The sequence below is a fragment of the Flavobacterium daemonense genome, assembly GCF_007341385.1.
In the GTDB taxonomy this organism is placed as follows: domain Bacteria; phylum Bacteroidota; class Bacteroidia; order Flavobacteriales; family Flavobacteriaceae; genus Flavobacterium; species Flavobacterium daemonense.
Map to the genome: position 1 here is coordinate 121,047 of NZ_VJYD01000007.1, position 12,442 is coordinate 133,488.

Annotated in this window: 9 protein-coding genes; all 9 read right to left on the reverse strand. The window is 31.9% G+C overall.

All coding sequences use genetic code 11. The annotated features are described in order from the left end of the window. Position 1 precedes the first annotated feature (1 nt). The 9 genes from FND99_RS10985 to FND99_RS11025 all read right to left on the reverse strand — a co-directional run bounded on the left by FND99_RS10985 (position 2) and on the right by FND99_RS11025 (position 12,395). Positions 2 to 2,446: an SLBB domain-containing protein gene (locus tag FND99_RS10985; RefSeq protein ID WP_144338038.1), complete on the reverse strand. Its 2,445-nt coding sequence runs from the start codon at positions 2,444 to 2,446 to the stop codon at positions 2 to 4. A 41-nt stretch (positions 2,447 to 2,487) separates the two neighbouring features. Further along, positions 2,488 to 3,534: a dTDP-glucose 4,6-dehydratase gene (gene rfbB / locus FND99_RS10990; RefSeq protein ID WP_144338039.1), complete on the reverse strand. Its 1,047-nt coding sequence runs from the start codon at positions 3,532 to 3,534 to the stop codon at positions 2,488 to 2,490. Between the two features lie 12 nt (positions 3,535 to 3,546). Continuing rightward, positions 3,547 to 4,554, reverse strand: a complete 1,008-nt coding sequence (locus FND99_RS10995; RefSeq protein WP_144338040.1) for a mannose-1-phosphate guanylyltransferase — start codon at positions 4,552 to 4,554, stop codon at positions 3,547 to 3,549. Between the two features lie 31 nt (positions 4,555 to 4,585). Next, complete coding sequence (locus FND99_RS11000) at positions 4,586 to 5,869, reverse strand: nucleotide sugar dehydrogenase (protein ID WP_162615550.1); 1,284 nt, start codon at positions 5,867 to 5,869, stop codon at positions 4,586 to 4,588. 294 nt (positions 5,870 to 6,163) lie between these two features. Beyond that, the gene (locus FND99_RS11005) at positions 6,164 to 6,628 is read right to left on the reverse strand and encodes a UpxY family transcription antiterminator (protein ID WP_144338041.1); all 465 of its coding nucleotides are present in this window, start codon (positions 6,626 to 6,628) and stop codon (positions 6,164 to 6,166) included. 90 nt (positions 6,629 to 6,718) lie between these two features. Further along, positions 6,719 to 8,110, reverse strand: coding sequence for a UDP-glucose 6-dehydrogenase (locus FND99_RS11010; RefSeq protein ID WP_144338042.1), 1,392 nt, complete (start codon positions 8,108 to 8,110; stop codon positions 6,719 to 6,721). A gap of 17 nt (positions 8,111 to 8,127) precedes the next feature. Next, positions 8,128 to 9,123, reverse strand: a complete 996-nt coding sequence (locus FND99_RS11015) for an SDR family oxidoreductase (RefSeq protein WP_144338043.1) — start codon at positions 9,121 to 9,123, stop codon at positions 8,128 to 8,130. Positions 9,124 to 9,134: 11 nt separating this feature from the next. Beyond that, the gene (locus FND99_RS11020) at positions 9,135 to 11,576 is read right to left on the reverse strand and encodes a polysaccharide biosynthesis tyrosine autokinase (protein ID WP_144338044.1); all 2,442 of its coding nucleotides are present in this window, start codon (positions 11,574 to 11,576) and stop codon (positions 9,135 to 9,137) included. Between the two features lie 27 nt (positions 11,577 to 11,603). After that, positions 11,604 to 12,395 (reverse strand): polysaccharide biosynthesis/export family protein, encoded by a 792-nt coding sequence (locus FND99_RS11025; protein WP_144338045.1) that lies wholly within the window; start codon positions 12,393 to 12,395, stop codon positions 11,604 to 11,606. Positions 12,396 to 12,442 lie beyond the last annotated feature (47 nt).

Sequence of the window (12,442 nt, forward strand, 5' to 3'; positions counted from 1 at the left end):
TTTATTTAAAAGCTGTAACAATTAATAGCGCCAAACTAGTAAGTACACTACCTATACTTACCCACTCTCCCGTACTCATCTTTTTGGTTTCTGGTTTCTCAGGAACTACAATTTGAGAATCCGGCTCAACTGTTGGATATGATCTAAAAAACAAAAAGGATTTTGTAACATTCGCTTTTCCATTTGGATAAATGATATATGCCTTCTTTTTCCAACCTTTATTATCGACACCTCCAACAGCATTTATGTAATATTTAAATCCTTTCCCGCTTCTATATGGAATTTCAGATGTCAATAATACATTACCCGTAACTTTGACCCCCTCATTATAAACCGCAACTTCTATTTCATCCCCAGGAAATAAGGTCACATTTGAATAATGATTTTTATCTTTTACTATTTTTTCCCAGTTAACGGGAATAGTTGAATACTTTAAATCTTCTTTTAATTTTTTAGCAAGCTTTTCTTTAAGAGTATCATTTTTAGCCAAATTCAAATCAATACTTTCGATTTTTTCGATTTGATCTTGTTTAATAGGCCTTTTAATTTTCATTCCATCTAAATTTGCTATCGAAGTCAAACCACCAGCTCTCATTACAACATTATAAACTGTTTCTTTTTTGTTAGCAAGTACATATTTTCCAGGATAACTAACTGCACCTGTAACCGTTACCATCTGAGGCTTTTCATAAACTGCCATTTTTCGAATATTAATAACATCAAATGGCTTAAGAACAAAATTTTTAATTTGCTCATTATTATCAGCAGTAATTTCAAGCTCCACTAATTCAATACGTTTAGGATCAGCATCATCGATTACGTCAGATTTGACCATTCTTGCTATTTCAACTCTTTTTGAAGCAGATCCCGTCAAGCCACCAACTTGCACGACTAAATCATTGAGAGTTAAATTTTCAAAATACTCGTACTCCCCAGGATTTTTTACTTCTCCATCAATTGTAACTTTGTATTCCTCTCTAAAATCTAAAATTGAGTATACTGTAACAATATCCTCTCTTTTCAATTCGATATCAGCATTTAGATCTCCCGATAGTGCTGCGCTTAAATCTACATTTACAATTTCAGTTGTTAGATCTGTTTTTAAACGAATAATTCGTGCTCTTTTCGTGTATGCATCTTCTTTAAGTCCTTCAGCCCTAGTTATAAGATCAGAAATTCTCATTCCTTCATTAAAAGAATAATAATCTGGTCTAAAAACGGCTCCTTCAATTTTGATACGATTTTCAAATCGATTTAAAATTTTAGTTATTCTAAAAACATCTCCAGATTGAGGAACATAGTTGTTGTATTCACTTTCATTTATATCATGAACTTTAAACTCTTTACCTGTCTTTTGCAAAACATTCACAGAAGCTGTGTAAGCAAATTCGTTAAATCCTGAAGCAAAATTCAATAAATTAGCAAAAGTTTCTCCTTTTTTCATTTCAAAAATACCTGGGCGTTTTACCTCGCCTTCAACAGTAACTCTTTGACTGTATGCTGGAATTCGAATTACATCATTGTCTTTTAAACTAATATTATCGGACTGATCACCTTTTGTTAAAAATCTATAGATGTCAATATTTTTATAAACTTTATTGTTTCGAATTAATTCTATATTTCTGTAACTTCCATTTTTTCCTGGACCACCTGCTAAATGCAAAGCATTATAAACTGTCGCTAAAGATGAAATTGAATAATTACCAGGTTGTTTACCGCCGACAACAGTTACTTTAATAGTACGAATACGGCCTAAACTAACACTAACTTGTGATTGACCAGACCTTACAGTGCTATAAACTCTCGCAATAGCAGATTTAATTTTTTGAGTAGCGGCTTCAATAGAGATACCTGAAACAGCAATTTCGCCAACATACTGAATTGTCACTTTCCCTTCTACACTAACAGGAATGCTTTCATTGTACTCTTGAATACCAAAAACACTAATCTGCAACTCGTCGCCTGGTCCTAATATATAATTCATAGGAGTCGCTAACTTTAAATCCGGTTCAAAATTCAAAGTAGGGTTATCAAACAATTCCGATCCAAAAATTAATGCGTTAGTTGAATCTTTAATCTTCTCATTTGTAATCTTTTCTTGCTTCCTACCGAATTCTGAATCTTTATTCGTTTTTTTTAATGTACCATCTTTATCTAAATTTTTACCAGAATCTTTAGACAGTTTCTTCTCATAATCAGTAAGTTTAATTTTTAATTTATTAAACTCTGACTGACTCATACCTTTTGACAAGGCCATTGGTTCAACTTGATCGATAGTTGCATTATTACTTTTTAACTGTGCACTAATTTTTGCCAAATCATCATCTGACAAATAATCAACCTTTACTGTACTTAAATCTTTAGATTTCATTAAATCTTGTGATTGTACATTATGAGACATGATCACTATAAAGAATAAAGTAAGAACGTAAGTGATTTTTTTCATATTAATTTAATAATTGAACTTAAAGTTAATGTTTAAAAAGTCTAAGAATATTGTTTTTTATAATAATCTTTATAGGAACCCGAAGTAACGTTTTTCAGCCATTCTTCATTATTGAGATACCAATTAATTGTCCTCTCGAGACCTTCTTCAAATGTAACAGACGGCTTCCATCCTAACTCTTTATTAATTTTTGTCGCATCAATAGCGTAACGTAAATCGTGTCCTGGTCTGTCTTTCACATATGTGATCAAGCTTTGCGATGAACCTTCTGGTCTTCCTAATTTTTGATCCATAATTTGACACAATAACTTAACTAAATCTATGTTTTTCCATTCATTAAAGCCACCAATATTATAAGTTTCGTGATTTTTACCTTCATGGAATACCAAGTCTATTGCAATTGCATGATCTTCCACAAACAACCAATCACGAGTATAATTACCGTCGCCGTATACAGGTAAAGGCTTGTTATTTATGATATTATTTATAAAAAGTGGAATTAATTTTTCAGGAAAATGATACGAACCATAATTATTAGAACAATTTGTCAATACATATGGCAGACCATATGTTTCTCCATAAGCTCTAACAAAATGATCAGAACTAGCCTTTGATGCTGAATAAGGAGAATTCGGATCATAAGGTGTTGTCTCCGTAAATAGCCCTTCAACTCCTAGTGAACCATATACTTCATCTGTACTAATGTGATAAAATCTTTTATCATAGAAATTATCTTTCCATTGATTTTTTGCCGCATTAAGTAAGTTCATTGTACCGATTACATTTGTTTTAACAAATGCCAATGGATCTTCAATCGAACGATCAACATGTGATTCAGCAGCTAAATGCAAAACTCCATCAAAATTATGAATCGAAAAAAGTTCATTTATAAAAATTTCATCAACTATATCTCCTTTTACGAAAGTATAATTCGGTTGTTTTTCGATATCTTTAATGTTTTCTAAATTTCCTGCATATGTTAATGCGTCTAAATTAAAAATTTGATATTCTGGATATTTATTGACAAAACGTCTTACTACATGTGATCCAATAAAACCAGCACCGCCAGTGATAAGAATTTTTTTCATTTTCAATTTAAATTAATTAAGTAGATCAGAATTTTGCTTCTCTAATTCACTATAAATATCTTTTACATCTTGTGAATTTTCTTTTTGCAAAATTAAGTTTGCAGAATCTGTATGAACAAAAATTGTATTTTTTAATCCTAGAAAAGTTGTGTGTTTATCAGATCCGATAACCATATTTCCATTTTGATCAATTGGATGACCTTTAGAAAGCAAATAATCATAAACTGATTCAAATGATCCTAAATCTGACCACGAGAATGATGCGGGCACAACTTTAATTTTTTTACTACGCTCCATTACAGCATAGTCAATACTGATTGATGGAATTTCTAATGATAATTCCAAATCTAAAAATCCGTCCTCACTAGATTCCCATACAGCTTTTGATTTTTCGTAAACATCAGGCTGAAATTGTTTTAATTCATCCAAAAGAACGCCCGCTTTAAAACAAAACATTCCACTGTTCCATAAAAAATTACCTCTTGAAATAAATTCCTTGGCAGTTGTTTCATTTGGCTTTTCGCGAAATGAAATTACTTTATCCCCTTTAGATTCAATATATCCATATCCCGTTTCAGGCTTGGTCGGTATCACTCCAAATGTAACTATAAAACCATCTTTTGCTTTTGAAACAGCTTCTCCAATAGCACTATTATAATTGTTCATTAAATCTATAATGTGATCTGAGGGAGTAACAATTAATATATCTTCTCGATCTGATGCAAATGCAGCAAATGCAATTGCCGCCGCCGTGTTTCGAGGTGTTGCTTCAACAATATTGACATACGAAATATTAGATTTATCCATCACTTTTTTACTTAAATGATGATTATCAACATTACCAACAACCATTACTTTATCAGCCAAAAGACTATTGCGCTCAACAGTCATTTCAAACAATGATTTGCTTTCAAATATTTCTAAATATTGTTTTGGCTGACTTTTGCGTGAAAGTGGCCACAATCTACTCCCTATTCCACCAGTCAAAATTACATGTGTGATTGAATTTTTTATTTCCATTTTCTCAAAATAAAAAAAGGTTTTTCAGTTGCTATAATCTGTAATCAGAACTAGCTCCTAAAACACCTTTTACATCGTATAATAAACTATTACTTTTTTGCAACTGATTAAAATTTAACTCTAAAAATTCTTTATGAGCTACTCCTAGAACTATTGCGTCAAATTTATTATCTGGAATAGAGTTAATTGTTATTAAATTATATTCTTTTTTTACATCATTTGCATTAGCAAGAGGATCATATATAGTCACCGAAATTCCATATTCTGTCAATGCTTTTACGACATCCACAATTTTAGTGTTTCTAACGTCTGGGCAATTTTCTTTAAATGTGATTCCAAGCATTAACAACTCGGCTCCACCTACAGTAATGCCTTTTTTGATCATTAACTTTACGACTTGAGATGCAATATATTCACCCATACTATCATTCAAACGTCGTCCTGCTAAAATTATTTCAGGATGATAGCCAAATTCTTGAGCTCTTTGCGCCAAATAATAGGGATCAACTCCAATACAATGTCCTCCAACCAAACCTGGCTTGAAAGGTAAAAAGTTCCATTTTGTGGCAGCTGCCGCTAATACTTCTTGCGTATCGATATTCATTAAATTAAATATCTTGGCAAGCTCGTTGACAAAAGCAATATTTATATCTCTTTGTGAATTTTCTATGACTTTTGCAGCCTCAGCAACTTTAATTGTAGGTGCTAAATACGTACCTGCAGTAATTACAGATTTATATAAAGCATCTACTTTTAAGCCAATTTCAGGTGTTGAACCTGAAGTTACTTTTAAAATCTTATCTACTGTATGTTCTTTATCTCCTGGATTAATTCGTTCAGGCGAATATCCTGCATAAAAATCAACGTTTAACTTAAGTCCAGAAATAGCTTCTAAAACTGGCACACATTGTTCTTCAGTCACTCCTGGATAAACAGTAGATTCGTAAATAACTATATCATCCTTTTTTAAAATCTTACCGACAGTCTCACTTGATTTATATAAGGGAGTCAAATCCGGGCGATTGTTTCTATCAACCGGAGTAGGTACTGTAATTATAAAATAGTTACAATCTGACATTTCACTTACAATACTTGTACAATATAATCCAAGTTTTTCCGAAGGATAGCTAACTAATACTTTTTGCAAATCATTTTCGTCAACCTCTAATGTAGAATCGATTCCAGATTTTAAACTTGTTACTCTTGACTCATTAATGTCAAATCCAATAACTGGATATTTTGTAGCAAACAATCTGGCTAAAGGAAGACCAACGTAACCTAAACCTATAACAGCTATTTTAATATTTTCGTTCATTTAAAAAATACCGGCTTTAATCATTACAACATATGGCTTCGCCATTCCCAGTCCCATTTATATGCTCGGTTTACTAAAAAATTTTAATTCTCGGCAAATATAACATAATAACTCAATTTATTCAATACGGTTTCCCGTAATACTATGTAACTAAAAACAACAAATAAATTAAAAAAACAGCAATATACTACTAATCAGACTGTAAAAAATTACACATTAAAAAAAACAGAAAATAAAATCTAAAATAATCACGATTTTATTTTCTGTTTTTTGATTTATGTAGTTTTATAATAACTATTTATATTTAATCTTAAGTACACAACCCAAAGATTCCAACACTAAAATATAGTGTGTCTTAGAAACTTCCTGCACAATTGCATCCTGATTACTAAAGGCACCCGATTCTAATTTTATTCTGTCTCCAACTTGAATTGAAGTAACTGCTATATCACTAATATTAGTGGCCTTCAGACTAGATTTTATTATATTAATTTCCTCATCACGAACAACTGCTGGTTTTCCGAGCCAAAATAAATAGCGTACAACTCCAGGAACGTTAAAAACAGTATTCCTGTCAATTTCAGAAAGCTGTACAAATACATAGGAACTAAAAAGTGGAACTTCAACTTTTTTCTTTCTGTCAGACCATTGTTTTACTTGAGTAATTAAAGGACAATAACACTCCACACCTATCTGTGTAAGTTTTTCTGCAACTTTTTTTTCCCATTTGGGCTTTGTATATATAACATACCAATTCATAACTCTTAATTTATTGAAATAAAATCTTTACCGCCATCCTCATTATTAACTCAATATTAAACTTCACTTCAATATCTTATTGTATGCAATCTACGAACCTATTCCATTATAGATAAAACCAATTGATTCCAACTCTTTCGAATTTAATATGTTGCGTCCATCAAACAAGAAAGCTGGCTTATGCATTAAATCATAAATTTTTTGCCAATCATAAGCAACAAATTCATCCCATTCGGTAAGAATTGCGATTGCGTGCGATCCCTTACAAGCTTCATAAGGATTATCAAATATAGCTAATGAACTGCTGTTTTCTTCACTCGATCTGGTTTGCAAATAATCTAAATCATTCAGCATTTTACTTCTTGACACTTTGGGATCATATACAGAAATTTTTGCCTGTTCATTAATCAAATCGTCAGCAACATAAATCGCTGCCGATTCACGGGTATCATTTGTATCTTTCTTAAAAGCCCATCCTAAAAATGCTATCTTTTTATCGGCAACAGTATTATATAATGTCTGAACTATTTTACTAGAAAATCTTCTTTTTTGATGATCATTTATAATAATTACCTGCTCCCAATAATCAGCTACTTCATTCAATCCATATGACTTAGCAATATAAACTAAGTTCAAAATATCCTTTTGAAAACAAGAACCTCCAAAACCTACTGAAGCTTTCAAAAACTTTGGCCCAATTCTGCTGTCCATTCCTATTGCTTTTGCAACCTCAGTTACATCAGCACCTGTTTTCTCACATAATTCAGACATCGCATTTATAGAAGATATACGTTGTGCCAAAAATGCATTTGCGGTTAATTTAGACAATTCTGAAGACCAAACATTTGTTGTCAAAATTTTATCTTTATCAACCCAGTTTGCATAGACTTCAACCAAAGCATTTATAGCATCTTGACCTTCAGGTGTTATGTCACCTCCAATCAAAATTCTGTCGGGATTCAATAAATCTGCAACAGCTGTTCCTTCTGCTAAAAATTCTGGATTGGATAAAATTTGAAATTGAACTCCATTTCCAGTATTATCTAGAATACTTTTAATAGCTTCTGCTGTTCTAACCGGTAAAGTAGATTTTTCTACAACAATTTTATTTTCTTTGGCAACTTTTGCAATTTGTCTCGCGCATAATTCAATATATTTCAAATCAGCCGCCATACCTTTTCCTTTTCCGTACGTTTTGGTCGGTGTGTTAACTGATATAAAAATAATTTGAGCTTCGTCAATTGCTTTTTCAACTTCTGTTGAAAAGAAAAGATTTCTTCCTCTAGCTTCGGCTACAATTTCAGATAAGCCTGGCTCGTAAATTGGAATATTATCTGTATTTGGATCATTCCAATCCTTGATTCTTTGTTCATTCAAATCTACAACAGTAACTTGAACATGTGGACATTTTTGAGCTATAACTGCCATAGTTGGGCCACCAACATAACCAGCACCAATGCAACAAATTTTTGTTATTTTCATTTATACTACTATTATTCTTAGTCTTTCTTTTCTCTTAAATTACTCCAGTACCAACTAACGGCTTCTTTCAAACCATCCTGCAAAGAATATTTAGGATTATATCCTAATATATTTTTTGCTTTATCAATACTTGCCAGTGAATGCGGAATATCTCCCGCTCTATTATCAGCATGAATAATTTGAATATCAGCAATTTTCGGATCAAACTCCGACAAATACTTTTTTAAATATCTAGTTAAATCATTCAATGTATTTCGTTCTCCAAAAGCAGTATTATAAACTGTATTTACTGCATCAGGATTTTGACTTTTCATTGCCAATTCGTTCATTTGAAGTACATTTTCAATATAGGTAAAATCTCTTGAATAATTCCCATCACCATTTATAACTGGGCTTTCATGCTTCATTAATTGCATCACAAACTTTGGAATTACGGCTGCATAAGCACCTTGCGGATCTTGTCGCCTCCCAAAAACATTGAAATAACGCAGTCCTATCGTTTCTAAACCATATGTCCTACTGAAAATATCAGCATACAATTCATTCACATATTTTGTTATTGCATAAGGCGATAATGGTTTCCCGATAACGTCCTCAACTTTTGGCAACCCAACTGAATCTCCGTATGTAGAAGAACTTGCCGCATATATAAAGCGTTTCACTTTTTCATCTCTAGAAGCAACAAGCATATTTAAAAACCCTAATACATTTACATCATTTGTCGTAATTGGATCGTTGATTGATCTTGGCACAGAACCTAAAGCTGCCTGATGTAAAACGTAATCAACATCTTGAACAGCTAAGACACAATCAGAGATATTTCGAATATCGCCTTCAATTAATTTAAAGTTTGAATTCGAAATAAAACCCTCTAAATTATGACGATGGCCTGTTGAAAAATTATCTAAACAAACTACTTTATTACCAAGACCTAAAAAATATTCACATAAATTCGAGCCAATAAATCCTGCTCCACCAGTTATTAAAATTGTATTTTGAATTGATGTTGTCATTTGGTTCAAATTTATTTCTTAGTCAATTTATTTAAAAAAGCCTTTACAGAATTCGGCTTCTTCTCTTCATCTAGATATCCGTTAGAGTAATTTCCATAACCATATCCGTAAGTAGAGCCGTACTTTGCCTTATTTTCATAACCATTGAGAACAATACTGGCGTTATTCAGCTCGCCTCTCTTAACTCTAGTGTTCAACAACGTTATCATATCCTTTTTAGTATAATTCTGTCGTACTATATAAAGTGTCACATCTGAATATTGCGACAATTCCAAAGCATCAGAAACAAGACCCACTGGAGGTGTATCCAAAATTATATAATCGTATTTTTGTTTTAACTCATCAATTAATTCACGCATTGCGTCACTTAAAATTAATTCGGATGGATTTGGCGGAATTGGCCCAGAAAGTATAACATCAAGATTAGGAACTTTTGTTGAATTTGTAATTTCTTCTAAACTGTTTTGCTTAATTAAATAATTTACAACTCCTGTTTTGTTTGTTAAATTAAATTCGTCTGCTAGTCTTGGCTTTCTTAAATCCAGACCTACAATCACCGTTTTCTTTTCGCTTAAAGCGAAAACTGTAGCAATGTTTATAGAACAAAATGTTTTTCCTTCTCCACTAATTGACGACGTAATCATCAAGGTTTTTGAGCCGGTAACCTGTTGTTTTTTATATAAAAACTGCAATGATGATCGAATTGCCCTGAAAGCTTCAGAAAGTGCAGATTTAGGTTTTTCAAAAACAGCGAGATTCACGCCTTCTTTATTAACGCCAATTATACCAATTATTGGTATCTGACTTAATTTCGTTACATCTTCTGTATTTTGAATTGAATTATTAATAAAGAAAATTGCGAGAATAAAGAATAATGGAATCAAGACACCTAAAAACAAAGCTAGAATATAATTCACTGATGTTTTTGGGCCTACTAATCCGCCACCAATATCTTTTGCCGGATCAATAAAATGAATATCGGACAAATTCGATGCCTTTACAATTTCGGCTTCATTTCTTTTTTGAAGAAATGTGGTGTAGATATTATCATTTAAATCGTATTTTCTTTTAATTTTCAATAATTCCTGCTGTTCTTCCGGTAGTCTTTTAGCAGTACTTTCAGCTTCTCCTAATTTTGCATTCACTAATGACAAATCATAAAGCAAAGAAGATTTAGCTGAGGCAATATTTTCCAGCAAAACGCTTTTTACAGCCTGCATTTGATTGTCAAAATCTTTAAAAATTTTATCACTTTTTACAGCATAAGCCATTTCTGATCTTTGAGTGGACAGTGCTATTAGTTTAGAAATATTTGCAACGATATTAGGATCTTCAATTCCAGCAACCGAAGGAGCCGGCAATCTCGAATAATCTACACTGTTGTTTAAATATGCTTTTAGCGAATTATAGTAAGTGATTTTTCTTGTAACCTGATCTTTTTCAACATCAAAATCGAGCATTTTATCCGCTACCTTAGTACCTCCTCCTTCTATTTCATAAATATTTTTATCTTTTCTAAACGATTTTAATTCATTTCCAGTTTGCTTCAATTGTGACTCCATAGCAACAAGTGTACTGTCAATAAATTTGATCGTATTAGTTGCAAATTGATTTTTAGCATCCAACTGGATCTTAATCAACATCTTTACGGTCGAGTTCAAATATTCTACAAGCCTAGCTTTGTTTGTACCTTGCATGCTTAGAGTCAATATTGAACCTCCTTTGTCATCTGCACCAACATTTATACCTCTATAACGAGAAACCGTTCCATCAAAATCATTAAACCTTACAAAATATTCGTTTCCTTTATACGACCCTGGATTGTCATTAATCTGTAATTTCCAATTTAAAAAAGGCAATGAGATTTGTTCTCCAACTTTATATCTTTTTACAAATTCTATAGGCTGAACTGCGGTATTTGAATATGAATTTTCTGAGTAGTTAATAAGTGATACAGAATTGCTTTCAAATGGAATATGTATTTCGTAAACATTTTCACTTACAAACTTAATTTTAATCAAAGTATTAGCTAGTTGCCCTCTTGATTTATCTATGTCTACATAAAAAGGTACTTCGCCATACGAATCAATCAAATTATATTTTCCCATTGTCAAGTAGTCAATATAGTATTGTAACTTATCGACTACTAACTCATTGTGAGATCTAGATTGTAATATTGTTGTGATTCCGTTTACTTGATCAGAAATTCCTCCCCAGTTAAAAACTAAACTTGTATTTGAAGTAAAAAACGGATTGCTTTCTTCTTTAATTGAAATAAGAGTCTGCATTCCATAAACTTTTTCTTTTCGAATATTTACCTGATACGCAATAGTAAATGCAATTATTAAACTAACTAAAAACCATTTCCAGTAGCTTAGTATTTTTAGCAATAAACCTTTAAAATCAAAACTTGAGTGATTTTCAAAAATCGAAAAATCTTTTATATCTAACATCTTCTGAATCTAGTTTTTGTTTTGAGGTTATTTCAAGATCAAATAAACTGTTGTTGCCAACGACAACAAAGTAATAATTGTACCTATCGACTGTATTCCTGTTTGTCCTGTTCCCCAAGTTTTTTGGCGTAATGGTTTCACATAAATGTAATCGTTTGGCTGTAAATAATAATAAGGGGATTTCATAACATTTACATCCGTAAGATCAATCTCATTCATTTGAACCCCCGTTGGTGTCTGACGAATTATAGTAACAGCTTTTCTATTTCCAACAGTGTTAATATCTCCAGCATTTGCAACAGCTTCCATTATATTAACATGTTCTTGATACAATGTTTTTGTTCCTGTACTACCTACTTCTCCATTTATTGTATATCTAAAACCTGCTAATTTAACCGTGACAAAAATATTTGCCTCTGATTTAAAATATTCTTCAAGCAATTTTTTCTCAATCATTACTCGAACTTCTTCCAAGGTATAACCAATAACATTTACTTCTCCTAATATTGGTATTCTGATATTTCCATGATCATCAACCGTAAAGCCATCAAAATACAAACCTGATTCGGATTTTGCTGTTCCATTGGCACCATTTTCAGATTTGCTAAAAATTGAAACCAATTTAGGATCTATTGCTTTTATACTAATACTCAAAACATCGTTAACTTGTAATCTGTAAGGTTTTGTTTCTACAGCAGCAACAACATTTTTTTCCTCAGAAGTATTTTTATTCTGAAGATATACTAAGTCTTTTACCGGAATGCATGAGGTAAAAAGCACACTAACCAGCAACAGAATAAAAAAGCTATTTTTTGTCATTATTGAAATTTTATCGCAAATATAGCTTTTCCTTTAATCTTCAGAAA

Excerpts from the sequence above, each read along its gene's own strand:
- FND99_RS11015 (WP_144338043.1), bottom strand. The coding sequence starts at position 9,123 with ATGACAACATCAATTCAAAATACAATTTTAATAACTGGTGGAGCAGGA.
- FND99_RS11010 (WP_144338042.1), bottom strand. The coding sequence starts at position 8,110 with ATGAAAATAACAAAAATTTGTTGCATTGGTGCTGGTTATGTTGGTGGC.
- FND99_RS10995 (WP_144338040.1), bottom strand. The coding sequence starts at position 4,554 with ATGGAAATAAAAAATTCAATCACACATGTAATTTTGACTGGTGGAATA.
- rfbB (WP_144338039.1), bottom strand. The coding sequence starts at position 3,534 with ATGAAAAAAATTCTTATCACTGGCGGTGCTGGTTTTATTGGATCACAT.
- FND99_RS11005 (WP_144338041.1), bottom strand. The coding sequence starts at position 6,628 with ATGAATTGGTATGTTATATATACAAAGCCCAAATGGGAAAAAAAAGTT.
- FND99_RS11000 (WP_162615550.1), bottom strand. The coding sequence starts at position 5,869 with ATGAACGAAAATATTAAAATAGCTGTTATAGGTTTAGGTTACGTTGGT.
- FND99_RS10985 (WP_144338038.1), bottom strand. The coding sequence starts at position 2,446 with ATGAAAAAAATCACTTACGTTCTTACTTTATTCTTTATAGTGATCATG.
- FND99_RS11025 (WP_144338045.1), bottom strand. The coding sequence starts at position 12,395 with ATGACAAAAAATAGCTTTTTTATTCTGTTGCTGGTTAGTGTGCTTTTT.
- FND99_RS11020 (WP_144338044.1), bottom strand. The coding sequence starts at position 11,576 with ATGTTAGATATAAAAGATTTTTCGATTTTTGAAAATCACTCAAGTTTT.